Origin of the sequence: Bacillus gobiensis (genome assembly GCF_001278705.1) — a bacterium.
Lineage (GTDB): Bacteria > Bacillota > Bacilli > Bacillales > Bacillaceae > Bacillus > Bacillus gobiensis.
In genome coordinates this window covers 4,025,613-4,050,431 of sequence record NZ_CP012600.1, presented here as the reverse complement: position 1 = coordinate 4,050,431, position 24,819 = coordinate 4,025,613, and the positions used below count along the sequence as shown (strand labels likewise).

The window sequence follows — 24,819 nt, the reverse complement described above, 5'->3', positions numbered from 1 at the left end:
AGCGACACTACAGGAAAATAACAAAAAAACAGGAGCTTTTGTGTCTCCTGTTTTTTGTTATGAGCAGCAGAATAGAGCATCCTCATAGGCATCTTCAGGAATATAAACTTGACCATCTTCAATTTTATATGGAATGTTATGCTTTTCTAGTTTATCAGTATCAACCAATTTGGCCGTCATTCCCCATTGTTTATACTCACCAGTATATTTTTTTTGACAAGCAGATGTTGTCAAAACAACAGCAAGGCATAGAAAAAACATTAGGACTTTTTTCAAATGCTGCACCTCTTTTTGATTTATTGGTTAAATTATATCTAACTTCCGCTTGAAAAAAGAGGGAAAACCACTATTTATTAGTACTCTTTAACATATAAATTTGAGATTAATTGAAATTAACTGTTTCTCTACATTAACTCCATAAAAGTAAGAAAAATCCCCGGTGCAACTTCAATATTCTTCACTTCTTCAAAACCAAAAAAAGCATAAAGATTTTTGGCTGGAACGTTTTTTGCTCCCGTGCTGACAATCACTTTTTTGCCATTCGTTCTATTCTTAAGTACATGCTCCAACAGCTTTTTCGCAATTCCTTTGCGAAAATGGTTCGGATGGACAACCAGCCTGCAAATATCAAATTCATTTTGTTCTTCGGTATATGAAATGAAAGCTGCCAATTCTTCGTCGAAAAAATATCCAATGAATATCTCATCGTTTTCCATGATCGATTCAACCGTATCGTTTAACTGGGGAATCCCGTAAAAGCCGATTAATTCTGCTTCTGCTTTATAGGAAGGCAGCTGGACATCGATCATTTTCTTGGCTGTTTCCTTATCTGTGGCATTTAGTTTTTTAATCATGAACCTTAAGCCTCCAGCTTTTCAATATTAGTTTAATTAAACCATTTTCTTGCCAGGTTTCAATACTGGAAACGTCCCGAACGACAAAAGTATCATTTTGCAAAATGAAGCTACTCAACTATTATACTTCGAAAACCCTTACATACAGTTTGTAAAAGGAGTATACTAACAAGTGTAGAGAGAAGAAGAAAACGAAGCGTCTATTTTTGCAAATTATGGCATCAAGTAAGGGGGCTTTTGCATATGGTCCTTGATCAAAGAAGAACCTCCATATTGAACTTGATTTATCAATCCAATGGAGCGGTCAGCATCGATCTTCTAAAGGAAAGACTAGGGGTCTCACAGCGAACCATTTATTACGATATTGACCAAATTAATGGATGGCTTGAACGGGAAGGATTATCTCCGGTAGAAAAAGCGTACGGCAAGGGATTTTATTTATCAGAACGTACTCGCGATCATCTCGCTTCCCGCTTGAAACTCACGGATGAATGGGAATATCGGTTATCCCGGCAGGAACGAATCTGCATTATTTTGATTTCCCTGTTGACTCAGAGCGAAACTTCCTCACTGCATGACCTAATGGAAAGAACACAAGTAAGCAGAGGAACCATTTTTCGCGATATAAAAAAAGCAGCCGATTCGATAAATCCTTTGGGAATTACCCTCTCTTATGAGAAAGGATCAGGCTACGAGCTTATCGGATCTGAACAGGCGAAGCGTCAGCTTTTAACGACTTTGATCAGTGACGTACTTTCATCAAAAGATTCCCGGCATTTGCATGAGAAGCTCTATGAAATGCTGAATCCGTCTTCAGGTAATACAGACGACCGACTGCTCATCTTTTTAGAAAACGAAGTAGCCTCAATCGAAAAGAAACTGAATGTTTCTTTCACCGAAGAGGTTGTCCAATTTTTAATTCTGCAGCTTCTGATCGTCGTAAAACGAAAATCAGATAACTCAACCGTTTCTATCGACGAAGAGGAAATGAACATTTTGCAAAAAACGAACGCTTATCAAGCGGTTGAAGAACTGAATGACGAGCTTAAGAAAAACGGCTTTCACACGCTTCCCTTCCATGAAAGGCTCTTACTGACGATGCAGCTGCTTGGGTCACGTGTCCATCGCGAACATATCGCATCTGCCGGCACTAAAGAAATCAAGCAGCTCCAGATGGTCATCAAAAAAATCATTGATGACTTTCAGCTGATTGGGTGCTTAATTTTTGATGACCGGAAGCAGCTTGAAGAAAATTTGCTAACGCATTTGAAGCCTGCTTATTACCGGTTAAAGTACAGTATCCCAATTACTAACTCTTATTTAAAAGACATTCAAAAGCAGTATCCGGAAGTATTTTATTTAACAAAGCGATCCTTGTCTCACTTAGAATCCTTTGTCGGAAAAACCATTCCGGATGAGGAAATAGCCTACGTAGCGATGCATTTTGGCGGTTGGCTAAGCCGTAAAAACCAATATGTTTCAAAAAACTATAAAGCCATCGTCGTTTGCGAAAATGGGATCGCCGCTTCCGGCATGCTTCGTTCCCAGCTTGAAACCCTGCTGCCCGAGATGATGGTGACCCACACGGTTTCAGTGCGGGAATACAATCGGAACCCTTTTGATGCTGATATCGTTTTTTCGACATCCTTTATCAAACAAAAATGGGCACCCGTGATTTACGTTCCCGCCCTTTTGGATGAAAAGGACCGGGAAAACGTCGTCCAGCAGGTAAGGAATCTTTTCAATGATGCTGAACCAGCAATAGAAATCGATTTGCTGATGGCCATGATTGAAGAGCACGCAATCATCAAGCAGCGGGAACCTCTGAAAGAGAAGCTGCAGCACTTTATTTCTTCCCATCATTCATTAAAAAAGGAGGCCCATAAGCCGATGTTAGATGAATTGCTTACCGAAGAAACGATTCAATTTCGTAAGGAACTTTCCAATTGGGAAGAAGCGATTCAGCTCGCTTCCGCTCCACTGCTTGCAAACGAAAGCATTAAACCGAGTTACGTGGAAGCGATGGTGAAAAATGTTCAAGAGCTTGGCCCTTATGTCGTCATCGCTCCAAACATCGCCATTCCTCATGCGAGGCCTGAGTATGGAGTCGACAAACTGGGGATGAGTTTTCTTCGTGTAAAAAGCCCAGTCAGCTTTTCGAATCAAGAGAAACACAAAGCATCATTGATCATTGTTCTCGCAGCTATTGATAATGAAACCCATTTGAAAGCATTATCACAGCTGACAGAATTGCTATCAGAACCAGGCAATACCGAAAAACTTATCCAGGCAGAAACTGCTGAAGATGTTTTATCACTTGTTAAAAAATACTCATTAAAATAACTTACGGAGGGATTTAAGATGAAAAAAATATTAGTTGTATGTGGAAATGGATTAGGAAGCTCAATGATCGTAGAGATGAACGTCAAGGCGATATTAAAAGAAATGAATGTTGAAGCTGACGTCTCCCATACCGATCTAACTACTGCAAAAACGGAACCGGCTGATCTGTACATCGGATCTGAGGATATTCTCGGCAATATCGCAGATGGCTCTCGTAATGTTGCTTTATTAAAAAACTTATTGGATAAAAATGAGCTCCGGCATGCCTTGGAAAACAATCTTTAAGTAACAGCAAGATAAGGAAAAGGAGGAAACGTTGATGATTGACCTCATTATGAACGATATTCTCGGCACACCGGAAATATTAGTCGGGCTGTTTGCATTAGTTGGGCTGTTAGCTCAGCGAAAATCGGCAGCCGACGTAGTCTCCGGCACACTCAAAACCGTTCTTGGCTTTGTCATCTTAGGTGCCGGCGCAACCGTCATTATTGGCTCGCTTGATAAGTTCAGCAGCATGTTCAACCATGCTTTTCATGTAGACGGCATCATTCCTAACAATGAAGCAATCGTCGCTGTCGCGCAAGAAAGCTTCGGCGCGGAAACGGCAATGATTATGCTGTTTGGGATGATTGTGAATATCATTTTAGCCCGAATCACGCCGTTTAAATACATTTTTCTAACCGGTCACCATATTATGTTTATGGCTTGCTTAATTGCAGTTATCCTCACAACTGGCGGCATTACAGGGATTCCGTTGATTATCCTCGGAGCAATTATTTTAGGTTCATTAATGGTTTTGTTTCCTGCTTTATTACAGCCTTATACGAGAGAAATTACAAAATCGGATGATATCGCAATCGGCCATTTTGGTTCAATCGGTTATTTCGTTGCCGGATTCCTGGGCAAACGAGTTGGCGGCAACTCAAAATCAACCGAAGAAATTAAAGTTCCAAAATCACTCGGCTTTCTTCGTGACACAACGGTTGCAGTTTCGTTAACGATGGTTATCTTATTCTTCGTCGTCAGCTTATTTGCCGGAGGACAGTTTATCGAGTCAGAGCTTAGCGACGGGCAAAACTACTTGATTTTCTCATTAATGCAAGGGCTTACTTTCGCTGCTGGCGTGTACATCATTTTAGCCGGTGTGCGGATGCTGCTCGGAGAAATCGTCCCTGCGTTTAAAGGGATTGCAGATAAAATGGTGCCAAATGCCAAGCCGGCCCTGGATGCTCCCGCTGTCTTTCCGTTCGCCAACAATGCGAGCATTTTAGGATTTATGTTCAGCTTTATTTCCGGACTCATTTGTATGCTGTTATTGCCGGTCTTTGGTTTAGCTGTCATTGTACCCGGTCTCGTTCCCCATTTCTTTACGGGAGCAGCAGCCGGAGTCTTCGGAAACGCAACTGGAGGAAGACGTGGTGCGATTATTGGTGCCATGGCTAACGGGATTCTGATCAGCTTTTTGCCGGCGTTATTGCTTCCCGTACTCGGTGGACTCGGTTTCCAAAGCACGACGTTTGGCGACGCAGACTTCGGTTTGGTCGGGATCATACTTGGCCAGATGATAAACACTATTCAATCGAATCTGATTTTCATCATTGTTGTGTTAGCAATCCTTGCCTTGCTGTTTGCCCTTGGTTGGAAAACTAGAAAAAGTACAAAAGAACAGACTGAGTCAGCTTAAGTAGATGGATGATTCAAAGCCGCTAAACCCGTGCTGCGAATCATCTATTTTTTTCATCGTAGTTCAACGAATTGCACAGATGGGTACCTTAATTGCACAGTTCCTTTGACTAATCGAACAATTGAACTAACTAATTGCACAGGTACATTAATTAATTAAACAGTTTCTTTAAATAATTGAACAATTACACTTCAAATTTGCACAGTTCCTTCAATTAATTATACAATCGCCCCAACACAGGAATAATTCGCCAAAGAAACACAAATAGTATAACAAGGAAAGGGTGGGTCCCATGTCAAACAGCTTATATCAACAAGAAAATCTAACAAAGCTTAATCAATTGAAGCATCTAGCTCCTGAGCAATTGCATGCTTATTCGGAATTTAACAGCACGGTCTTACAAGAGGGCGCTTTATCGAGAAAAGAAAAAGTAATCATTGCGGTTGCAATCGCTCATGCGAAGGAAGACACGTATTCCATTTATATTCATACGAGGACGGCGAAAGCGGAGGAAGTTTCTCTTGAAGAATTGGTGGAAGCGGTATTTGTTGCATCTGCACTGGAAGCAGGCGGTGCAGTCGCGCATAGCTCTCACATGCAAAATGCTTCGGATCCAAATGCCCCTGATGCTTTCTATGACAAATCCAATGTGAAAAAGCTTAACAATTTAAAAGAATGGGCACCTGATGGGTATAAAGCCTATTCCGATTTCAGTGCAGCAGCCATGAAAGAGGGCAAATTAAGCGCAAAACTGAAAGAAATCATTGCCGTCGGTGCCGCCCATGTTACTGAATGTCCGTATTGCATTGATGCTCATACGAAAAAAGCAGAAAAAACTGGAGCGACAAAAGAGGAGCTTTCCGAAGCGATCCTGGTAACATCGGCTGTACTTGCCGGAGGTCCCTACGCCCATATGGTGAATTTGATTCAAAGCTACGAAGAAGAGAAATAATGGCCGAAAGTCCAACTGCGGACAATTCGGCTTTTTTATTTATAACTTGATCGCAGCAGATTCACTTTTTGTTTTAAATACATGTATTGATTTTCATTTGTATCGGCAAATGCCTCTTGTCGGCTGGAAACAACATCTAAATACTGAATGGGTTTTGTAAATTGTGATTCTGTGTAATCGCAGCGTTCACCATTTATCAGATTGTAAAAATGCCAGCCTCCCTCAGTTTTCGTCTTAAAAATGTCTCCCCCGAATAAATCATTAATAACTAATGCTGTAACCCCGCATTGCCCCTTTGCCGGGTTACCTTTGCTCCATTGTGAACTCGATTCAAAAGACCACGCTTTAAATAATATGTTTCTTATTTTTCTATCCACTTGTTCTCTTCCTCCTATAGCAAAAGGATAACTCCAGCAATTGCAGGTGTGAGAAATAAGGCCGTTTTCAGCATTGGCTTCGGCGCTAAATTTGTGAATTTCGCTCCAATGTAAGATCCGCACATGGTACCAATTAATATTTGCAGAAGCAGTATAAAGTCCACAGCACCCTCCGTGATATAGCCAAATCCTCCTCCAATTGCAATAGGTAGGATGACAAGCATGGTCGTTCCGACAGATTGGCGAATAGACAGTTGCAGCAGAATTAGCAACCCGATTTGGATAAAGGGAGCAGAACCTATACCAAACGTTCCAGATAGGATTCCTGAAATGATTCCTAAGAAAATACTTCTAATCCACATATCCGGCTCGCTTAACCTCTTTTCTTCCTTACTGTCTTTAAAAAACAATTTAACAAACATGAGGATGGCTGATAAAAATAACATAGCGGAAGTAAAATAGTGTAAAATATGCTCAGGTATCACTAAAGCGATTTTAGCTCCGATGAAAGCTCCAACCGCTGCGAACACACCAACAATCAGCCCCGTTTTTATGTTTATGTTTCCTTCTCTGTAGTGGCTGAAAGCTCCCGAAAAGCTTGTAAATGCCATTCCTGCGAGTGAAGTTCCAAGGGCTGTATGTATCGGGATATGAAATACGACCGTTAAAAGCGCAATAATAAATCCTGCCCCGCCTGCGCCTACAAATCCAAGCAAGATTCCTAAAGCGAACATCGTTAGAATAATTAGCATAAATATTGCCTCCAAAAGATGGAATACAGCTGTACACAGTTCTAATTTTTCTATTATAAACCTGAAACTCTTATAAAATAAATATCTTCTTTATTAATCCAGCGATTCGCAAAACTAACCGACTTTCTCAATAGGTAATAACATGCCGGTGTGGCGGTTATGACCGGTCATTGATAAAATAAAATTGTGTAAGTTCTTACTGGTGAAAGGGGAAGCACATATGCCTACAATATCCGACGTTGCAAAATTATCTGGATTGTCGAAAGCAACGGTATCACGTGTAATAAATAACCATTCCTATGTTTCAAAAGAAAAAAAAGATCTGGTACTGAAGACAATGAAAGAGATTGGCTATACTCCAAACCCTTCCGCAAGAAAATTAAGAGGCCAAGTTACAACTACAATTGGCGTCATAGTTCCTCGGATCGTTAATCCTTTTTTCGCTTACCTGGTAGATTCGATTGAACAAGCCGCATACAGTAAAGGTTATCAAGTTCTTATTTGTCAAAGTCATGAAGACAGGGACAAAGAAATAGCTTTTTTAAACTTACTCAAAAACAGACAAGTTGATGGGATCATCATGACATCGATTGAAAACGAATGGCAAGCAATAGAGTCTTATATAGAATACGGACCTATCGTGCTTTGTAACGAATATATCGAAAATTCTAAAGTTCCAATGATTCATTTAAACCAATACAAAGGAGCATACATTGGAATTAAACATTTGATCGAAAAAGGCCATAAAAGGATCGCTTATTGTACCGGCGGTCTTTTTGCAGAGCAAGGAAAAGATAAAGACCGGAATCAAGGCTTTCAAACAGCTTTGAAAGAATCAGGGATTGAAGTGGAGCCAGAGCTGATATTTGTAAATAAACATACGGTTGAAGACGGAAAACAGGTCATGAAAAATATTCTAAAAATGGACGATCGCCCGACAGCAGTATTTACAGGAAGTGATGAAATTGCCGGCGGAATCATGATGGAAGCAATTGAATGCGGTTTAAGAATCCCAGACGACATCGCGGTTATGGGATTTGATGATCAACCTCTCGCAGAGTTATTAAACCCTAAATTAACCACAATTAAACAACCGGTAGAACAAATGGGAAAAAAATCGATCGAAATAATAATCGACCTCTTAAAGAATCCAGAATTTAAGGTGCAAACCTATGAATTACCGATCCAACTCGTAGTTCGTAAATCAACTTGAAATAAGAAATCGATTTCACCCTCCTATTTGTATCCTAAAGCTTAATAAGTCGATATCCTGATGTTGATTAGTATCCAAGGGAATTCCTTTTTATATTCAGGGTATTCCTTTCTAATTATGAAATCGATATCATATAAATCCTAAGCTACAAATAGATCATGAAATAAAATAAAACAAGTATAATCACGACTTGATCATCCATGGAAAAATTATTGACATATGAAATCGGTTTCAGTAAAATCTAAATCAGAGAAAGCGTTTTCCATCATTTATCGGGTAGTAATGCATGACTACCTGACGGGAAAGGTGACACATATGAATAAAAGAATCATTTATTGGAAGCTTAGTATGTATTTCTTTTTCTTTTTCTTTTCTTACGCATTGTGTTATTCATTTTTTGCCATTTGGCTTGGCCAAAGCATCAAACTAAGCGGTGTTCAAACTGGCATAATCTTTTCTGCAAACGCTGTCTTTACCATGGCTTTCCAACCTTTATACGGTTACGTATCAGATCGCATTGGATTGAAAAAAACGTTGCTTTACACTATAAGTTTATTGGTTGTTTTGGCAGGCCCTTTCTTTATTTATGTATACGGCCCCCTTTTAAAATGGAATTTTTGGTTTGGTGTACTAGTCGGAGGTTTTTACCTTGGGCTCACTTTTCTTGCTGGTTGTGCAGCTATCGAATCTTACATTGAAAAAGTAAGCCGGAAATACAAATTCGAATTTGGACGCGCTCGGATGTGGGGCTCAGTGGGATCTGCTGCTGCTGCTTTCATTGCCGGGAGAATCTTTAATTTCGATCCAAATATTAACTTTTGGATGGCTTCCTTCTCTGCCATACTATTAATCTTTATTCTCTTTTTTACAAAAGTAGAAATGAATGAAATTGAAATTGAAAAAGCGGAATCTGTTACGCTCAAGGATATGGGAAACCTTTTCAAGCTGAAAGACTTTTGGGTATTTATGATTTTTATGCTAGGATCAGCGTGTGTATATACGGTTTTTGACCAGCAATTTCCTTTATATTATGCTTCACTTTTCCCGACATCAGATTTGGGAAATCAAGTTTTTGGATATTTAAATTCTCTTCAGATTTTTCTAGAAGCAGGGACGATGTTTCTGGCACCATTTTTGGTTAATAAAATTGGAGCTAAAAACAGCCTGATACTTGCAGGGTGTATTATGACATTCAGAATGATCGGATCAGGCTTGGTTTTTGACCCTTATAGCATTTCATTTATTAAATTAATTCATGCCTTTGAGCTTGCAACTATGTTAGTAGCCATTTTTAAATATCTTGCGGAACATTTCGATACTCGGTTGTCTTCAGTACTTTATTTAATAGGCTTTCAGTTTTCTACACAGATTGGAACTGCGGTTCTATCGCCTATTGTCGGATCGCTTTATGATCAGATTGGTTTTAGACAAACATACCTGTATATGGGAGCAATCGTTTTTGCTTTTACTTTGTTTGGAGCATTTACGTTATTAAGCAGTCATAAAAACATCGTTCCGTCTCGTTCGATTAGCAAGGGAAGCGCTTAAGTTTTGCTGATAATTGAAACCGGCAATATTTCTAACAATCAAACCTAACAATGAAAATGGAGGATATAATCAATGCAAAGTAAAAAATGGTGGCAAAATAGCGTGATTTATCAAATTTATCCGAAAAGCTTTAAAGACACAAATCATGATGGAATTGGAGATATTAACGGTGTTATTGAAAAATTGGATTATCTAAAAGAATTGGGGATCGATGTTATTTGGTTAAACCCTGTATTCTGTTCTCCGATGGATGACAATGGGTATGATATTTCCGATTACATGGACATAGCGCCTGAGTACGGAACAATGAATGATATGGACCGTTTAATTGCGGAAGCTAAAAAGCGAGAGATATCTATTATCATGGATTTGGTCCTTAACCATACATCCGATGAACATCCTTGGTTTATCGAGTCGAGAAAAAGCAAAGACAATAAAAAACGCGATTGGTATATATGGCGAGATCCTAAAACCGATGGGTCTGCTCCAAATAACTGGCGTTCTAAATTTGGCGGCTCCGCATGGGAATATGACGAAAGATCGGGTCAGTACTATCTGCATGTATTCTCTAAAAAACAGCCGGATTTGAATTGGGATAATCCCGAGGTTCGAGAAGCATTATATGAAATGATTCATTTTTGGCTAAAAAAGGGTATTGCAGGCTTTAGGCTGGATGCGATTACTTTTATTAAGAAAAGTGATATGATGGATGATTTCCCTTCAGATTCTTCTGATGGCCTATCACCTGTTGATATCGGAACATTAAATCAACCAGGATTACTCGAACATTTACATGAATTAAAGAAAAAAGCTTTTAATCAAGATATATTTACTGTTGCTGAAGCGCCCGGTGTTTTAGCAAGGGATTTACCTGACTATGTCGGCGATAATGGCGTTTTCGACATGCTCTTTGAATTTGGACATGTGGACATCGATTTAGATAAAGACGGAAAATGGTACAAACCGCTTGACCGTCCTCTCTCCGGGCTAAAGAAAGTAATCTCTGAAAGCCAAGAAGTTATTAATCAAATTGGATGGAGTCCGCTTTATATTGAAAATCACGACTTGCCGCGCTCTATTAATCATTTTCTAGGACAACATGTCGATGGACCTATTCCAGCAAAATTATTGGCCACGTTTTATATGCTTTTAAAAGGAACTCCTTTTATTTATCAAGGACAAGAGCTGGGAATGACGAATGTAAATTTCCCTTCAATCGAATATTACAATGATATTGCATCGATCGGCCAATACAAACAGGCTGTGGAAGAAGGGTATTCGGAGGAAGAAGCACTAAAAACAATTTGGCGCCGCAGCCGTGACAACGGACGTACTCCAATGCATTGGGATAATGGCAATAACGCCGGGTTCTCGGAACATGAACCGTGGCTGAGTATCAATCCCAATTATCAAACAATTAACGTTCAAAACAATCTAACCGACAGTAATTCTGTGTTTCATTATTATCGGCAGCTTATTCAACTTAGAAAGAACAATGAAGTTTTGTTACACGGTTCATATGATAACCTGATGCCTGATGATAAAGACCTTTGGACTTATACACGTTCATTAGGGAATGAAAAAATCATTGTTATTCTTAACTTTTCCGATAAAACTGTACCGCTACACCTTCCATCTCCTATCAATATCAATGAAACGCCACTGCTTATTGGTAATTATTCAGCTGAAAATAATGAACCGATGGAAACCAACCTATTAAGACCTTTTGAAGCAAGGGTATTTCAATTAAAATCGGAAAATTAGTATTCGTAACCAGCTGGGTTCAAGAATTGAACCCAGCTGGTTTTTTATTTGGTTAGATAAAATCATTAACATTCTTCAATCAATACATATTTGCTTAGTCTTTGTAAAAAGAATATTATTAGCTACTCCTGCCAACTTATCGTAAAGCAAAATGATAGCGAAACTCATTAAGCCTGCGTTAAACTAGCCAATTATAGAAAGGATGAATGCATATTGGATTTACAACTAAAAAATAAACTCGTCATCGTAACAGGCTCAACTGCTGGGATTGGAAAGGCTGCAGCCAAGGCTTTTCTTGAGGAAGGAGCAACGGTGATTATTAATGGACGCTCTTCAGAAAAAGTTTCTGCAGTAGTAGAGGAGCTTTCTTCCTTCGGTACTGTACACGGAATCGCAGCAGACTTGGCTAATCAAGACGAGAGCAAATCCTTTGTCGAAAAAGCATCTGACATTGGTGAAGTTGATGTACTTGTAAACAATCTGGGCTTTTTTGAGGTGAAGGATTTTACTGAAGTGTCGGATGAGGAATGGCTCCGTTACTTCGAAGTAAACGTCATGAGCGCGGTACGCCTTTGCCGTCATTTTCTGCCGCTTATGCTTAAAAGGGATTCCGGACGTATTTTAAACTTGGCAAGTGAAGCGGGAGTGAAGCCTCTGCCGCAAATGATTCCTTATTCGATGACAAAAACTGCGTTAATCAGCTTATCAAGAGGACTGGCGGAAATGACGAAAGGCACCAATGTCACCGTTAATTCCGTATTGCCCGGCCCTACTTGGACAGAAGGCGTCGAAAACTATATGAAGGGTGCTGCACAAGCTGCCAATGAAGAGTTAGACACCTTTGTCAAAGATTATTTTAAAGTGAATGAGCCAACATCGCTCCTGCAGCGTTATGCCACGGCTAAGGAGGTTGCCAGCACCATTGTGTATCTGGCTTCTGGAAAAGCCTCAGCAATAAACGGATCCGCCCAAAGGGTTGAAGGCGGGATTATCAGATCCTTGTAGTAGTAAAAAGCGTAACCGGGTTGGTTACGCTTTTTACTTAAGCAAATACCTTTTTAATTTTTGCAATCGCCCAATCCAACTCTTCCTTAGAGATGACAAGAGGCGGGGCAAAACGGATGACTGTATCGTGCGTCTCCTTGCACAGCAGCCCTTCTTCCTTTAATTTTTCGCAATACGGACGGGCAGGTTCATGAAGCTCCATGCCGATAAATAATCCTCTTCCTCTAATTTCTTTAATATGAGAATGAGTGATTTCCGCTAATTTTTGTTTAAAGTACCCGCCAAGCTCAAGTGACCGTTTGACGAGATCCTCCTCTTCGATCACTTCAAGTGAGGCGATCGAAACAGCACAAGCGAGGGGATTTCCTCCAAATGTTGATCCGTGTGATCCGGCATTAAAAACTCCTAAAACCTCTTTGTTAGCGACTACGCAAGAAATCGGGAAAACACCGCCGCCAAGAGCTTTTCCCAAGATCAAAATATCAGGATCAATGTTTTCCCATTCATAGGCGAACATTTTCCCCGTTCTTGCCAAGCCGACTTGAATTTCGTCTGCTATAAATAAAACGTTATTATCTTTGCAAATTTCAGCTGCTTTTTGAAGAAATCCTTCAGGCGGAAGGACAATTCCAGCTTCTCCTTGAACCGGTTCAACAAGAAAAGCAGCAGTATTTGGCGTGATTGCTGCTTGTAATACTTCGATGTCTCCGTAATCGATGATTCTTATGCCCGGCAGCATCGGCCCAAAGCCTCTTTTATATTCATTCTCCGAGGAGAGAGAAACGGCAGTCATGGTTCGGCCATGAAAATTTCCGGCGCAAGCGATGATTTCCGCCTTGTTTTCGGCAACCCCTTTGACATCATATGCCCAGCGGCGGGCTGTTTTCACAGCTGTCTCAACTGCTTCAGCACCTGTATTCATAGGAAGAGCCATCGTTTTATTCGTTAACTTGCAAATCTTTTCGTACCATGGACCAAGCTGATCGTTGTGAAATGCCCGTGAAGTCAATGTCACGCGATCTGCCTGGTCTTTTAAAGCTTGAATGATTTTAGGATGGCGATGCCCCTGGTTGACTGCAGAATAAGCACTTAACATATCCATATACTGATTGTTCTCAGGATCCTTCACCCATACCCCTTCTGCTTCAGAAATAACGATCGGCAGAGGATGATAGTTATTCGCTCCGTATTCCTCGGTTTGTTGGATGATTTTATCCGTTTCGTTTCTAATCGAATCCATTTTTTAAATCCCCCTCCACAAATTCCGTTACAGTATAGCTTATGTCACAGACGTTCCTGTTTCCTTTAATAGTAAAAAAGAATAACAAAAGATTCAACAAGACGATTTTAAAAATTTGAGGCAAATAAAAAAGGATAAAAGAAAGGTATCTCTTATCCCGCATCTTAAAAAGTCCGCTTTACCTGGACGTTACTTTATTTTCTCTGTCGATTTCCGCAAGTCTTGCGCTTATCTCTTCTTCTGTCATTTCATGCTCTTTCACATATAAGTTGCGCGGATCCACACGGCATTCGTGGCTGCAGCTGCGCATATATTTGTACTCGTTCTCCTCTGAGCAGATGATTTGCTTGTTGCACTCAGGATTGGCACAGTTTACATATCGTTCGCACGGTTCACTGGTGAAATAATCCTTACCGACGATGACATGCTCTACGCGGTTGACTGGAACACTAATTCGTTCGTCAAATACGTAGCACTGCCCATCCCAGAGTTTACCTTGCACTTCGGGATCCTTGCCGTAAGTGACAATACCGCCATCCAGCTGAGAAACATCCTGATGGCCTTCTTTTAACAGCCATCCTGAGAATTTTTCACAACGTACCCCGCCTGTACAATAGGTAAGAATCTTTTTTCCTTCAAGAACTTCATTGTTATCGCGAATCCAATCAGGCAACTCACGGAAGGTCTTAATATCAGGTCTAATCGCTCCTCTAAAGTGCCCAAGATCGTATTCATAATCATTACGCGCGTCAATCACAACTGTATCTTCTTGCTGCATATTTTCATAAAATTCCTTCGGGCTTAGATGCTTTCCCGTAATTTCGAGTGGATTCACATCATCCTCTAAGCTAAGGTTGACAAGTTCCTTTTTATGGCGAACGTGCATTTTCTTGAAGGCATGGCCGCTTGCTTCATCCACTTTAAACACGGTATCAGCAAAGCGCGGATCCTCCCTTAAAGCCTGCATATATTTTTCAGTCTGCTCAACCGTTCCTGAGACAGTACCGTTAATACCTTCTTCTGAAACGAGAATTCGTCCTAATAAACCGAGTTCTTTGCAAAATTCCAGATGATCGATGGCAAATTGCTCAGGATCCTCGATTGGGACATATTTATAATAAAGTAAAACTCTATATTCCATAATTAAACACCCTGTTCAATTTTAATTTAAAAAACTACTATCCTTTATCATACAACAAAAATTGACACAGGAAAAATATTTTTTCTGGAAAAACAGAGATATCAGACCACTTTTCATTTTAAAATATTGATTTGTCCCCATTTTAGTAAATACATTTTTTCAATAAGGATCAAGTTCTAAGTCCTTTTTAGAATTCTTTTTAGGCTTTATTATATCTGAGTGTTAATTTTGGCTCAAAAGAACCACCATTGAAAAGCGGTAAATTTAACTATTGTGATCCATTAAAAGCACACGTTTTACAAATTCCGCCTTTGCTTCCGTATACGCTTCTCGATCATTGGCAAATTCTTTTGCCAATCTTCTTTTAAGGATTGCGTATTCTTCCACTAAATGAGAATTCGCTCTTAAAGTGTTTCGGAATAAAAGTTGTTTTCGCCACCGCTCTTCTCCCTTCAACATGAGCTGCAGATGTGCGGCACGCTTATCGTTCTTCACCTTAACAAAAAATCTTCTCCATGGCCGATTATCTAATTCGGGTGGCACATAATGCCATCCATAGGAAACTAATTTCTGTGCCATTTCGTTAATTTGCTCCATAGATGGAATTGAAGCCATTAAATCAATGATCGGTTTAGCTGGCAAATTAGGTATGGAAGTGCTCCCAATATGCTCAATCTCAGTAACACCAAAAATAGAAAGCAGTTTATATAGTTTCTGTCTTTCCTCATTACCTTTTATGATCCACACAGGATCAGGATTTTTTATTTCTACTGATTCTATTGCCCAAACAGGAAAGTTACTGTTGTTCTTGAGGTTCACAGGTAAATCATCTCCGAACGACAATTTAACCCTATTACAGAACGAAAATTTGTAACAGTGTAGTTTAACATAACCTTATTTTAACCCTGTAAGAGTGATTCCCTTAATAATTCGCTTTTGGAAAAACAGGAAAACAAGTATTAAAGGAATGACCGATAGAGCAGCACCCGTCATTACCATTTCCCAATTTGATTCGTTTTCACTTGAAAAAAAAGCCAACCCTACTGGCAACGTCCTAACATCTTCTGATTGGCTGATGATTAGAGGCCACAGAAACGCATTCCAGTTTCCCAAGAAAGTAAAAATACATAATGCGGATATTGCTGGTTTGACAAGTGGAATAACAATTTTTATAAAAATGCCAAATTCGCTCATTCCATCAATTCGTGCAGCATCCAACAAATCATCGGGAATCGATTCGATAAATTGTTTCATTAGATAAATACCGAATGCCGAAATAACACCAGGAAACATGATACCCCAGTACGTATCTACCCACCCCAATTGGGAAGACATGATATACCAAGGTATGATCAGCATTTCTGTTGGAACCATTAATGAACTTAGAATTGCAAAAAAAATGACCTTTTGTCCAACAAAGGAGAATTTAGCCAAAATATATCCTATTAAAGTATCAAAAAAAGCCACGCTAAGTGTAGTTAAAGAAGCAATGAACAGGCTATTTAGAAACCATCTGCCAAATAACGTGTCAGTAAAAATTCTAATGTAGTTTTGTATCGTTGGATTTTCCGGTATCAATTGAAATGAAAATATTTCTGCCGGTACTTTGAATGAGGTAGAAATCATCCATAGAAAAGGAAATATCATAAGAATTGCGCCAAACATTAACACAATATAGAAAACAATTTGCAATGCCTTTTGGCTAGCTGCCATGTTTCTCACCTCTTTCTTTTCAATATTCAAATTTTTTGGTTAGCACTTTTGTTTGAAAGATAGTGATCATAAAAATGATCAAAAAGAGAATAACGGTTGCCGCAGAAGCATATCCCATTTTAAACTGACTGAAAGCCAATTGATAAATGTATTGAACAATGGTAATCGTTGAGTTAAGCGGTCCTCCTCCTGTCATATTTTCTACCTGAGTAAAACTTTGTAAAAAATTGATCGTTGCTATTATAGCGGAAAAAACAATCGTTGGATTCAGCAGAGGAATGGTTATATGCAAAAACTTCTTCCATGCTCCAGCCCCGTCAATATCTGCCGCTTCATAATAAATAGTCGGGATGTTTTCAAGTCCGGCCAAAAAGATAATTATTTGAAAACCAAGCCCTTGATAGATGATGGTTGCAATTACGATATAAATAGCTTGATCAGGGGATTGAAGAAACAATTGCTTTTCGAAACCGATACTCAACAAAATATCATTAATGATTCCATTATTCATAAAAATCCACTTAATCACCCAGCTAATGGCTACCGCACTCGTGATATAAGGAATAAAATAGAGCACCCGAAACAGTCCTTGAAACTTATTGATCTTTTGCAGTAATAAAGCAATGGCCAGTCCTACTATCAATTGAAGAGATACACCTATGACAACGTAAATCAAAGTATTACTCAACGCCTTACCAAAAACAGGATCTTGAAATAACTGAACATAATTATTTAAGCCAACAAACGGCTTATCCTGAGACATAATATTCCATTCCCTAAAACCGATATTAAACGTGTAAAGCATGGGAAAAAAACGGATGGAAATAAAAAACAGCAATGGAATCGCCAAGCTACCATAAACAAACAGGTATTTTTGCTGGGTAAGGGTCATTCGATAGATTTTCGATTTGCTTTTGGCTCGTTTTTGTCCGACATAGTCCAATTTGTTTCCCCCCTATTAAAAGAGAGAAATTAAAAAAGTTCTCTCTTTGTTTTTCTACTGATTCCAATATTCATCAAACAAGCTTTGGGTTTTTTCTTCTAATTCTGCAAATGCACCTTCAACACTAGTCTGTTTTAGCAGAACCTTATTTATTGCGTCGAGGATATACTGCCTTTCCACATTTTCATCAATAAAGAAGTGAGATTTCCCATCAGGCAACTGGTTGACAAAAGATCCAATAATCGGATCATTTACATACTTGTCTTGCAGTGCGACTTCTTTCTTGGCCGGGAGCTCGCCAATTTCATCAGACCATTTTTCCATGACTTTGTCACTCGCTAAAAATTGCAAAAACTTTACGGATGCCTCTAGTTTTTTCCCATCTACATTTGCGGTTATTCCATTTGCCCAGTAAGTTGCAGGTGTGGCTTTTTCTTTATAGGAAGGAAGAGGTGCCACACCATAATTTAAATCGGGAGCCCCTTTCTTTAAATCTCCTAAGCGAAAGGAGCCATCAATATTCATAGCGGCTTTACCTGTTTTGAAAGCTGTAGAGTCATCGGTATAAAAGTCTTTCTCCCCTATTTTATGGACGGTTGATAGTTCGACTAAATATTTAAATGCTTCTAAACCAGCGTTATTGTCGTCCCAAAGAATTTTCTTGTAATCATCACTTTGGTCTTTTCCGCCTGCCTGATAGAGAAGGCCGTCTCTAAACCAGGTGTGCAGTTGGGCTTCAGGCTGCCAGGCAAGCCCTTCTGTAATCAGTTTTCCATTCTTGTCCCTTACCGTTAGCTTTTTGCCTATATCGATTAGCTCATCCCATGTTGTCGGAGGATGTTCAGGATCCAAACCGGCTTTTTTGAATAAATCTTTGTTATAAAAAAGAGCTAGTGTGCGAACAGCAGTAGGAAGCGAATAATATTCACCATCCAGCTTTGACGTTTGAATAAATGGGAAATATTCACTTTCAATTTGCTCCTGTGGAAAATCGTCCTTAGGCAAAGGCTGTAAAAAGCCTGATTTCACATATTTAGGCAACCATCCATAATACAGATTAATAACATCCGGCCCTTTCCCAGCGGGGACTAATGCTGCAATTTTTTGGTTGTACTGTTCATACGGAAACGTTGTCTGCTTAATCTTGATACCCGGATTTTCTTCTTCAAATTGTTTAATTAGATCATCCATTAAATGAACTTTTGAATCAAAAGAATACTGCCAGTATTCAATTTCAACAGTGTCGCTACCCGAACTTGCTGTGTCTTTACTTGAACATCCTGTAAAAAGTAATATTGAAAAAGCTAACAACAGGATTAATTTATAATTCATTTTCAACTTCTTTCCCCCTTTTATAATTGTTACGGTCTTTCTTCTCAATTCCCAATAGATATCTGGCGTTATTACCAAAAATGTTTTCAAGATCATCTTCGCGCATATTCATCTCTCTGCACGTTCGGACCTGATCCTGGAGATATCTATAAACGTACCCTCTTGGAAATCCGTTTGAATCTGTTCCAAAAATGATCCGTTTCGATCCAATCAATTCAAAGGTTTTACGAAACAAAATTTCCAAATCAAGATGGTATGGCATCCATCTCACCCATTGATTTGATCCCGAAGTATCAATGTAAATGTTCGGGCAGCTCCAACAAAGGTGAAGCAGCTCTTGAAAATAACCTGCACCAAAGTGCGGAATGATGATGGGTATCTCAGGATACTCTCTAGCTACTTGAAAAATTGAAAGGGGACTGATGTTTTGATGATTGACAATCCCCCCTGCTCTTCCCAACAAACCAAAATGGATTAAAACTGGCAATCTCTTATCTGCTAAGTATGTCCAAACTTTTTTAAGAGACGGATCGTGGAAATCCTTATTAACAAGCGGGCCAAATAGCTTATATCCCTTCAATCCCAGTTCCTCCACTGCCCGCTTTAATTCAAGATGAGCATCCTCTCTTTCAATCGAATGGTAAGCAAAGCCGGTAAATCTTGAGGGGTTGAATCTAATATAACTAGCCATTATGTCATTACTTTCTGCCGTTAAAAAATTCAGAGTATCAATTTGATAGGCGTCAAGTTCTTTTTCCCAACGCTCAATGAGAGGAGCTTCAAGATCATTTTGTTCGGTTTCTTGTTTTGTGTTCGGGAAATCCCAAGTAAGTTTCATTCGGTCGGAACGGTCTTTGTTGTACTCATTAACCACTTTGTTTTTTGTGATAAAAGAAAGAGAGTATGGCAAATGTCCATGAATATCAACTACTCTAAAAGGGGCCTTAAATAACATGAAGTTCCCATCCCTTACTAAAATTATGTAACATGAAAGCGGGCTGTAACTATACCCGTTAATTCCACACATCATTCGAATATTTTCACAACTTTCCCCCAACAGACATGCGGACAAAAACATTGTTTTGGATAATCATCTAATTCCTCAATATTTTGTAACATCACTCATGTAGACATATCGATTATCAAATCTTCTTTTATTGATTCCTATAAAAATTAAATCTATTTCTTTACAGCATCACCTCTATATTATTAGCCGTTCAGTTATGCGAGATTCTTTACAAAAGTGTTTACTAGAATATGTTACCAATATTAATTATATTATTCCTATAAGTCAAGTTGGTATTAAGTTAATAATTTGACTTCTCTGGTAACCGTCGGTTATATTATAACCATAGGTTAGTAACCAATGGTTATAAAGTACCCCTTCAACCAGCAAGGGTTTCGAAGAATAGCCTCCGTACATGTTAGGTGAACCAATTGGCTTTTACAGGCAGCCGTCCCCCGCCTGTTCACCTGCCGACAGCTTTGTGGCGGGGGACTTACTGCCCATTAATGCGGGATAAAAGGAGAATTCTCATCAATGACTAAAATTGACCAGCGTTCAGATGAAACAAAAAATAATATCCTTACTGCTGCAAAGGAACTGTTTGCCGACCGGGGGTATGACACAGTAACGATGCGGCAAATCGCGAAAAAAGCAGGCTGCTCACATACGACGATTTATATTTATTTTAAGGATAAGGAAGCTCTGCTCCACCAGCTTTCAATGCCTTCATTGCTCAAATTGCAAAAGCAAATGGAACAAATCGCACAGCATGATGCTTTAACCCCAGAAGACAGATTGAAACAAATCAGCCATAAATTTATCCATTTTTGTTTACAGAACAAAAACATGTACACAATCATTATCGCCGCACAATCTACCAGGATCGATGAGAAAGATCCAAAGCTCGAAATTAATAAACTTCGCAACAATATGTTTGCTTTATTGATGAGCGTCATTCAGGAATGTCTCTCTATACCGAAAAACGAACAGCTATTAACATTTACGCGTATTTTTTTCTATAACCTCCATGGAACCGTGAGCACTTACACTTATTCGAATGAATCAGTCGAAGAATTGATGAATAGATTATCATCAACCTTTGATGAAGCCGTTGATGTCATTCTTTTTGGTTTTAAAGAAAAAATAAATCAGGGAGCAGATGAAAAATGAAAAAACAACAAATTTCAGAGCATATTTGGAGCTTGAAAACGTGGATGATAATCCCGGTTCACGTGTGGATCGTTACTGATGACGATGGAGTCACACTCATTGATGCAGGCATACCTTCGATGGCTAAAAGCATTTTATCATTTATTGATGAGCTGCAGGCCGGACCACTTCAAAGAATTCTGTTAACGCATGGCCATTCGGATCATACAGGGGCGATTTCTTCTATTTTAAAAACAGCAAATGTCCCGGTTTATGCGCATCGAATCGAAATCCCGTATATGGACGGAGAACTGCCTTATCCACGCCGAAAAAAAGCCGCCCAATCCGTTTCAAAAGAGATAGCCAAAGCACTTCCTGAAGATGAGCACGGAAACTTAACTAGGATGGCAGAACTCACCCCTTACCTTACACCTGGCCATTCACCGGGGCATGTCGTTTTTTATCACGAAAAGAATGAAGTAATGCTCGCAGGTGATCTCTTCACCTCTAAAAAAGGGAAGCTTCACCGGCCCATGCCAATGTTTACAGCCGATATGAATGAAGCGATCAAAAGCAGCACGATCGTCAGGAAATTGAAACCGAAGCGATTGGAGGTCTGTCACGGGAATTCAGTATTTCAGCCCGCCGATCACTTAGACGAATACCTTCAGAACTTTGGTAAAGAAATAAGCAGCCTCTCCATATGATCATCATAGAATATACCGTGTTAGCCATCCTTTTTCTTTTAGAACTCTCGGCTTTAGTAGCATTTGTTTATTGGGGCTTTCAGCTCGATAAAGGATTAGCTGTCAAACTGATCGTTGGAATCGGCACGCCGTTGCTTGTCGCCATCTTTTGGGGAATGTTCGTATCTCCAAAAGCAACAATTCCCGTTTCTGTTCCAATAGGAATTCTCTTGAAGCTTGTTATTTTCGGTGCTGCAGCAGCCGCCTTATACTTTGCCGGACAGAAAACACTCGCTATCATTTTTTTCATCGTTGTTCTCGTTGTGATTGGGTTGGATTATTGGCTGGGGTTTTGATACATGCGATTTAAATAAGAAGATCGAAGAAGCATTCATTATTCGATCTTTTTTTCTGCTTATTTTTAGGGAACTTTATTCAAAAAGATTCCTGTTTTTCTATATGGGACAGCAGCTGAAAAATCTGGCCCCTATGATATGATTCGTGTTCAATCAGATGATAGACGACCCACTCAGGCGTGACATCATAATCGGCAAGCACACGAGGCTTTCTCCAATCCGTCAGATCCATTGTCCTGAAGTGAGAAAGAAATACGTTTAGTACAGAATCCATGCGGTGAAAAAGATTTTCGTTCTAAAAAATATTCTTAAAGCAATTCCTGTAAATTAACTAGCGTTTAAAGTATTGAATCTATCACATACTATACAAGAAAAAAATCAGCTAAAAATAAAAAATAAGCATTTCCTATGCAAAATGTAGGAAGGTGTTTTATAATTTACAATTGGTCAGAAAGATTAAACGGTCTAAACCAATAAGAAAAGAGGTATATCATGAAAAAAGGACTATTTACCATCCTGTTCATTATGCTTTTTGCAGCATTAACAGCATGTGGAAATGCTGATAACTCTTCAGAGAAAGACAGTAATAAAAATGAAGACTTATGGACAGCAGTTAAAGATAAAGGTGTGTTAACCGTTGGAACAGAAGGAACCTACGCACCGTTTACCTTCCACGATGAAAAAAACCAATTGACCGGTTATGATGTGGAAGTTATCAAAGAGGTCGGCAAACGGCTTGATCTTGAGGTCGAGTTTAAAGAAACTCAATGGGACAGTATGTTTTCCGGGCTAAACAGCAAGCGATTTGATTTGGTTGCCAATCAAGTCGGTAAAAACGGCCGTGAAGACCAATATGATTTCTCTGAAAAATATACAACTTCTAAAGCTGTCGTCGTTACGAAAGCCGATAACAACAGTATCAAATCTGAAGAAGATGTCAAAGGAAAAACATCAGCTCAATCATTGACAAGTAACTACAACGATATCGCTAAAGAAGCAGGCGCCAATGTACAAGGCGTGGAAGGTCTTGCCCAGGCTTTACAGCTCATTCAGCAAGGAAGAGCAGATGTAACGTTTAATGATAAACTAGCTGTACTTAATTATCTAACAACGTCAAAAAATAAAAATGTAAAAATAGCTTTTGAAACCGGCGAACCACAAGAAACCTATTTTGCCTTCCGTAAAGGCAGTGATACGTTAGTTGAACAAGTGAATAAAGCTTTGGATGAAATGAAAGAAGACGGAACACTTTCAAAAATATCAGAGAAATGGTTTGGTGAAGATGTTTCTAATTAAGGATCTCCAAACTTTCGGATTTGCTATTCCATGGGATTTAATGCAGCAATCATTTTGGCCAATTTTACTAGAGGGAATCAGATATACGATTCCCTTAACTATTATTTCATTTATTGTCGGATTGATTATTGCACTCCTGACAGCTTTTGCCCGGATTTCCAAGGTGAAAATTCTCCGGTGGATTTTTAGTATTTATGTTTCAGCGATTAGGGGAACACCTCTATTGGTGCAATTGTTTATCATTTTTTACTTACTTCCTGAAATTAACATTTACATTGACCCGTATCCAACAGCGATTATCGCATTCTCTTTAAATGTGGGTGCCTATGCGTCAGAAATTATTCGCGCCTCTATTCTTTCTGTACCGAAAGGACAATGGGAGGCAGGCTATACGATAGGGATGTCTTATAGAAAAACCTTATTTCGCGTTATTTTGCCGCAAGCCATGAGGGTATCGATCCCGCCCTTATCCAACACCTTTATCAGTTTGGTCAAGGATACGTCACTTGCATCACAGATTTTGGTGACTGAACTGTTCAGAAAATCCCAGGAAATCGGTGCGACTCATCTCGATCAAATTGTCTATATTTACATGTTAGCCGCATTTATATACTGGATTATTTGCTTTCTTTTATCACTTGTCCAGCATCATATCGAACGGTATCTTGACCGATTTACAGCAAGATAGGAGGGTCCGTAAATGTTATCCGTAAGTGGATTACAAAAATCGTTTGGCGATAACACCATATTAAAAAACATTAATTTTGAAATAAAAAAAGGAAAAGTCATTGCCATTTTAGGACCGTCCGGATCAGGGAAAACGACATTGCTACGATGTTTAAACGCCCTGGAGACTCCCGAGCAAGGCATTCTCTCTTTTGATGATTTTTCCATCGATTTTTCTGAAAAGAACAAGCAATCAGACCTGCTTCGTCTCAGAAAAAAATCCGGAATGGTTTTTCAAGCCTATCACTTGTTTCCGCATCGGACGGCATTGCAAAATGTAATGGAAGGTCCGGTTCAGGTTCAGAAAAAAAACAAAGCGGAAGCCAAAAAAGAAGCTATCCAATTGTTAGAAAAGGTTGGTTTAGAGGATAAATTGGACTTATATCCGTTTCAGCTTTCCGGCGGACAGCAGCAACGCGTCGGCATTGCACGGGCGCTCGCAATCAAGCCCGAACTGATGCTTTTTGATGAACCGACTTCTGCTTTGGATCCAGAGCTTATTGGCGAGGTTCTTACGGTCATGAAAAACCTGGCTAACGAAGGCTGGACAATGGCTGTCGTCACGCATGAAATCAAATTTGCCCAGGAGATTGCAGACGAGATTATTTTTATCGATGGAGGGGTAATCGTCGAACAAGGTCCTCCGAGCGAGGTGCTCATCTCCCCTAAGGAAGAGCGCACCAAGCGCTTTCTGCACAGGATTTTGAATCCTCTTTGATCTGGAAAATGGAAACTACTG

Annotated in this window: 26 protein-coding genes; 14 read left to right on the top strand and 12 right to left on the bottom strand. The window is 39.4% G+C overall.

Annotated elements, in window-relative coordinates; translation table 11 throughout:
* Window positions 1-57 precede the first annotated feature (57 nt).
* Both AM592_RS20310 and AM592_RS20305 read right to left on the bottom strand, forming a co-directional pair.
* On the bottom strand, window positions 58-285 hold the full coding sequence (locus AM592_RS20310) for a hypothetical protein (RefSeq protein ID WP_376773397.1): 228 nt from the start codon (window positions 283-285) through the stop codon (window positions 58-60).
* A gap of 119 nt (window positions 286-404) precedes the next feature.
* Window positions 405-854 (bottom strand): GNAT family N-acetyltransferase, encoded by a 450-nt coding sequence (locus AM592_RS20305; RefSeq protein WP_053605457.1) that lies wholly within the window; start codon window positions 852-854, stop codon window positions 405-407.
* A 243-nt stretch (window positions 855-1,097) separates the two neighbouring features.
* Here AM592_RS20305 and AM592_RS20300 point away from each other — a divergent pair, with 243 nt between their 5' ends.
* The 4 genes from AM592_RS20300 to AM592_RS20285 all read left to right on the top strand — a co-directional run bounded on the left by AM592_RS20300 (window position 1,098) and on the right by AM592_RS20285 (window position 5,833).
* Window positions 1,098-3,197, top strand: coding sequence for a BglG family transcription antiterminator (locus AM592_RS20300; protein WP_053605456.1), 2,100 nt, complete (start codon window positions 1,098-1,100; stop codon window positions 3,195-3,197).
* 18 nt (window positions 3,198-3,215) lie between these two features.
* On the top strand, window positions 3,216-3,482 hold the full coding sequence (locus tag AM592_RS20295) for a PTS sugar transporter subunit IIB (RefSeq protein WP_053605455.1): 267 nt from the start codon (window positions 3,216-3,218) through the stop codon (window positions 3,480-3,482).
* A 34-nt stretch (window positions 3,483-3,516) separates the two neighbouring features.
* A complete protein-coding gene (locus AM592_RS20290; RefSeq protein WP_053605454.1) occupies window positions 3,517-4,881 on the top strand; it encodes a PTS ascorbate transporter subunit IIC in 1,365 nt (454 codons plus the stop codon).
* Between the two features lie 292 nt (window positions 4,882-5,173).
* Window positions 5,174-5,833, top strand: a complete 660-nt coding sequence (locus tag AM592_RS20285; protein ID WP_053605453.1) for a carboxymuconolactone decarboxylase family protein — start codon at window positions 5,174-5,176, stop codon at window positions 5,831-5,833.
* Window positions 5,834-5,868: 35 nt separating this feature from the next.
* On the opposite strand, the gene AM592_RS20280 is transcribed toward AM592_RS20285, so the two are convergent.
* Entirely contained in the window at window positions 5,869-6,210 is a 342-nt protein-coding gene (locus AM592_RS20280) for a YunG family protein (RefSeq protein ID WP_098945268.1), read from the bottom strand.
* Window positions 6,211-6,224: 14 nt separating this feature from the next.
* A complete protein-coding gene (locus tag AM592_RS20275; protein WP_053605452.1) occupies window positions 6,225-6,962 on the bottom strand; it encodes a sulfite exporter TauE/SafE family protein in 738 nt (245 codons plus the stop codon).
* A 220-nt stretch (window positions 6,963-7,182) separates the two neighbouring features.
* On the opposite strand from AM592_RS20275, the gene AM592_RS20270 reads away from it, so the two are divergent.
* The 4 genes from AM592_RS20270 to AM592_RS20255 all read left to right on the top strand — a co-directional run bounded on the left by AM592_RS20270 (window position 7,183) and on the right by AM592_RS20255 (window position 12,492).
* Window positions 7,183-8,175 carry a LacI family DNA-binding transcriptional regulator gene (locus tag AM592_RS20270; RefSeq protein ID WP_053605451.1) on the top strand — a complete coding sequence of 331 codons (993 nt, stop codon included), beginning with the start codon at window positions 7,183-7,185 and terminating at the stop codon, window positions 8,173-8,175.
* 315 nt (window positions 8,176-8,490) lie between these two features.
* Complete coding sequence (locus AM592_RS20265) at window positions 8,491-9,723, top strand: MFS transporter (RefSeq protein WP_053605450.1); 1,233 nt, start codon at window positions 8,491-8,493, stop codon at window positions 9,721-9,723.
* A gap of 72 nt (window positions 9,724-9,795) precedes the next feature.
* Entirely contained in the window at window positions 9,796-11,487 is a 1,692-nt protein-coding gene (locus AM592_RS20260; protein WP_053605449.1) for a glycoside hydrolase family 13 protein, read from the top strand.
* Between the two features lie 213 nt (window positions 11,488-11,700).
* Entirely contained in the window at window positions 11,701-12,492 is a 792-nt protein-coding gene (locus AM592_RS20255; protein ID WP_053605448.1) for an SDR family NAD(P)-dependent oxidoreductase, read from the top strand.
* 37 nt (window positions 12,493-12,529) lie between these two features.
* Here the strand turns inward: AM592_RS20255 and AM592_RS20250 are convergent, their stop codons facing one another.
* The 7 genes from AM592_RS20250 to AM592_RS20220 all read right to left on the bottom strand — a co-directional run bounded on the left by AM592_RS20250 (window position 12,530) and on the right by AM592_RS20220 (window position 19,816).
* Window positions 12,530-13,732 (bottom strand): ornithine--oxo-acid transaminase, encoded by a 1,203-nt coding sequence (locus AM592_RS20250; protein ID WP_053605447.1) that lies wholly within the window; start codon window positions 13,730-13,732, stop codon window positions 12,530-12,532.
* Window positions 13,733-13,910: 178 nt separating this feature from the next.
* On the bottom strand, window positions 13,911-14,873 hold the full coding sequence (gene trhO / locus AM592_RS20245) for an oxygen-dependent tRNA uridine(34) hydroxylase TrhO (protein WP_053605446.1): 963 nt from the start codon (window positions 14,871-14,873) through the stop codon (window positions 13,911-13,913).
* 264 nt (window positions 14,874-15,137) lie between these two features.
* Window positions 15,138-15,692, bottom strand: a complete 555-nt coding sequence (locus tag AM592_RS20240; protein WP_053605445.1) for a GrpB family protein — start codon at window positions 15,690-15,692, stop codon at window positions 15,138-15,140.
* Between the two features lie 75 nt (window positions 15,693-15,767).
* Entirely contained in the window at window positions 15,768-16,586 is an 819-nt protein-coding gene (locus AM592_RS20235; RefSeq protein WP_053605444.1) for a carbohydrate ABC transporter permease, read from the bottom strand.
* A 19-nt stretch (window positions 16,587-16,605) separates the two neighbouring features.
* The gene (locus AM592_RS20230) at window positions 16,606-17,529 is read right to left on the bottom strand and encodes a carbohydrate ABC transporter permease (protein WP_053605443.1); all 924 of its coding nucleotides are present in this window, start codon (window positions 17,527-17,529) and stop codon (window positions 16,606-16,608) included.
* A 54-nt stretch (window positions 17,530-17,583) separates the two neighbouring features.
* A complete protein-coding gene (locus AM592_RS20225) occupies window positions 17,584-18,861 on the bottom strand; it encodes a sugar ABC transporter substrate-binding protein (protein WP_053606193.1) in 1,278 nt (425 codons plus the stop codon).
* Window positions 18,851-19,816 carry an amidohydrolase family protein gene (locus tag AM592_RS20220; RefSeq protein ID WP_053605442.1) on the bottom strand — a complete coding sequence of 322 codons (966 nt, stop codon included), beginning with the start codon at window positions 19,814-19,816 and terminating at the stop codon, window positions 18,851-18,853. Before AM592_RS20220 ends, AM592_RS20225 begins: the two co-directional genes overlap by 11 nt.
* A 585-nt stretch (window positions 19,817-20,401) precedes the next feature.
* Between AM592_RS20220 and AM592_RS20215 the strand changes: the two genes are divergently transcribed.
* The 3 genes from AM592_RS20215 to AM592_RS20205 are packed head-to-tail and all read left to right on the top strand — an operon-like array spanning window position 20,402 to window position 22,058.
* On the top strand, window positions 20,402-21,037 hold the full coding sequence (locus AM592_RS20215) for a TetR/AcrR family transcriptional regulator (protein ID WP_053605441.1): 636 nt from the start codon (window positions 20,402-20,404) through the stop codon (window positions 21,035-21,037).
* Window positions 21,034-21,723 carry an MBL fold metallo-hydrolase gene (locus AM592_RS20210; protein WP_053605440.1) on the top strand — a complete coding sequence of 230 codons (690 nt, stop codon included), beginning with the start codon at window positions 21,034-21,036 and terminating at the stop codon, window positions 21,721-21,723. Before AM592_RS20215 ends, AM592_RS20210 begins: the two co-directional genes overlap by 4 nt.
* A complete protein-coding gene (locus tag AM592_RS20205; RefSeq protein ID WP_053605439.1) occupies window positions 21,720-22,058 on the top strand; it encodes a YrdB family protein in 339 nt (112 codons plus the stop codon). Before AM592_RS20210 ends, AM592_RS20205 begins: the two co-directional genes overlap by 4 nt.
* 79 nt (window positions 22,059-22,137) lie before the next feature.
* On the opposite strand, the gene AM592_RS23575 is transcribed toward AM592_RS20205, so the two are convergent.
* Complete coding sequence (locus tag AM592_RS23575) at window positions 22,138-22,332, bottom strand: DinB family protein (RefSeq protein WP_082364244.1); 195 nt, start codon at window positions 22,330-22,332, stop codon at window positions 22,138-22,140.
* A gap of 218 nt (window positions 22,333-22,550) precedes the next feature.
* Between AM592_RS23575 and tcyA the strand changes: the two genes are divergently transcribed.
* From tcyA to AM592_RS20190, 3 genes are read left to right on the top strand one after another with little or no spacing between them, the layout of a single operon-like run.
* A complete protein-coding gene (gene tcyA / locus AM592_RS20200; protein WP_053605438.1) occupies window positions 22,551-23,354 on the top strand; it encodes a cystine ABC transporter substrate-binding lipoprotein TcyA in 804 nt (267 codons plus the stop codon).
* Complete coding sequence (locus AM592_RS20195) at window positions 23,341-24,042, top strand: amino acid ABC transporter permease (protein ID WP_053605437.1); 702 nt, start codon at window positions 23,341-23,343, stop codon at window positions 24,040-24,042. The genes tcyA and AM592_RS20195 overlap by 14 nt, the downstream gene beginning before the upstream one ends.
* A 12-nt stretch (window positions 24,043-24,054) precedes the next feature.
* Window positions 24,055-24,798 (top strand): amino acid ABC transporter ATP-binding protein, encoded by a 744-nt coding sequence (locus AM592_RS20190; protein ID WP_053605436.1) that lies wholly within the window; start codon window positions 24,055-24,057, stop codon window positions 24,796-24,798.
* Window positions 24,799-24,819: the final 21 nt, after the last annotated feature.

Excerpts from the sequence above, each read along its gene's own strand:
- AM592_RS20250 (WP_053605447.1), bottom strand. The coding sequence starts at position 13,732 with ATGGATTCGATTAGAAACGAAACGGATAAAATCATCCAACAAACCGAG.
- AM592_RS20305 (WP_053605457.1), bottom strand. The coding sequence starts at position 854 with ATGATTAAAAAACTAAATGCCACAGATAAGGAAACAGCCAAGAAAATG.
- AM592_RS20270 (WP_053605451.1), top strand. The coding sequence starts at position 7,183 with ATGCCTACAATATCCGACGTTGCAAAATTATCTGGATTGTCGAAAGCA.
- AM592_RS20285 (WP_053605453.1), top strand. The coding sequence starts at position 5,174 with ATGTCAAACAGCTTATATCAACAAGAAAATCTAACAAAGCTTAATCAA.
- AM592_RS20225 (WP_053606193.1), bottom strand. The coding sequence starts at position 18,861 with ATGAATTATAAATTAATCCTGTTGTTAGCTTTTTCAATATTACTTTTT.
- AM592_RS20265 (WP_053605450.1), top strand. The coding sequence starts at position 8,491 with ATGAATAAAAGAATCATTTATTGGAAGCTTAGTATGTATTTCTTTTTC.
- AM592_RS20190 (WP_053605436.1), top strand. The coding sequence starts at position 24,055 with ATGTTATCCGTAAGTGGATTACAAAAATCGTTTGGCGATAACACCATA.
- AM592_RS20195 (WP_053605437.1), top strand. The coding sequence starts at position 23,341 with ATGTTTCTAATTAAGGATCTCCAAACTTTCGGATTTGCTATTCCATGG.
- AM592_RS20210 (WP_053605440.1), top strand. The coding sequence starts at position 21,034 with ATGAAAAAACAACAAATTTCAGAGCATATTTGGAGCTTGAAAACGTGG.
- AM592_RS20260 (WP_053605449.1), top strand. The coding sequence starts at position 9,796 with ATGCAAAGTAAAAAATGGTGGCAAAATAGCGTGATTTATCAAATTTAT.
- AM592_RS20220 (WP_053605442.1), bottom strand. The coding sequence starts at position 19,816 with ATGTTATTTAAGGCCCCTTTTAGAGTAGTTGATATTCATGGACATTTG.
- AM592_RS20215 (WP_053605441.1), top strand. The coding sequence starts at position 20,402 with ATGACTAAAATTGACCAGCGTTCAGATGAAACAAAAAATAATATCCTT.
- AM592_RS20275 (WP_053605452.1), bottom strand. The coding sequence starts at position 6,962 with ATGCTAATTATTCTAACGATGTTCGCTTTAGGAATCTTGCTTGGATTT.
- AM592_RS20295 (WP_053605455.1), top strand. The coding sequence starts at position 3,216 with ATGAAAAAAATATTAGTTGTATGTGGAAATGGATTAGGAAGCTCAATG.
- AM592_RS20300 (WP_053605456.1), top strand. The coding sequence starts at position 1,098 with ATGGTCCTTGATCAAAGAAGAACCTCCATATTGAACTTGATTTATCAA.
- AM592_RS23575 (WP_082364244.1), bottom strand. The coding sequence starts at position 22,332 with ATGGATTCTGTACTAAACGTATTTCTTTCTCACTTCAGGACAATGGAT.
- AM592_RS20290 (WP_053605454.1), top strand. The coding sequence starts at position 3,517 with ATGATTGACCTCATTATGAACGATATTCTCGGCACACCGGAAATATTA.
- tcyA (WP_053605438.1), top strand. The coding sequence starts at position 22,551 with ATGAAAAAAGGACTATTTACCATCCTGTTCATTATGCTTTTTGCAGCA.
- AM592_RS20235 (WP_053605444.1), bottom strand. The coding sequence starts at position 16,586 with ATGGCAGCTAGCCAAAAGGCATTGCAAATTGTTTTCTATATTGTGTTA.
- AM592_RS20205 (WP_053605439.1), top strand. The coding sequence starts at position 21,720 with ATGATCATCATAGAATATACCGTGTTAGCCATCCTTTTTCTTTTAGAA.
- trhO (WP_053605446.1), bottom strand. The coding sequence starts at position 14,873 with ATGGAATATAGAGTTTTACTTTATTATAAATATGTCCCAATCGAGGAT.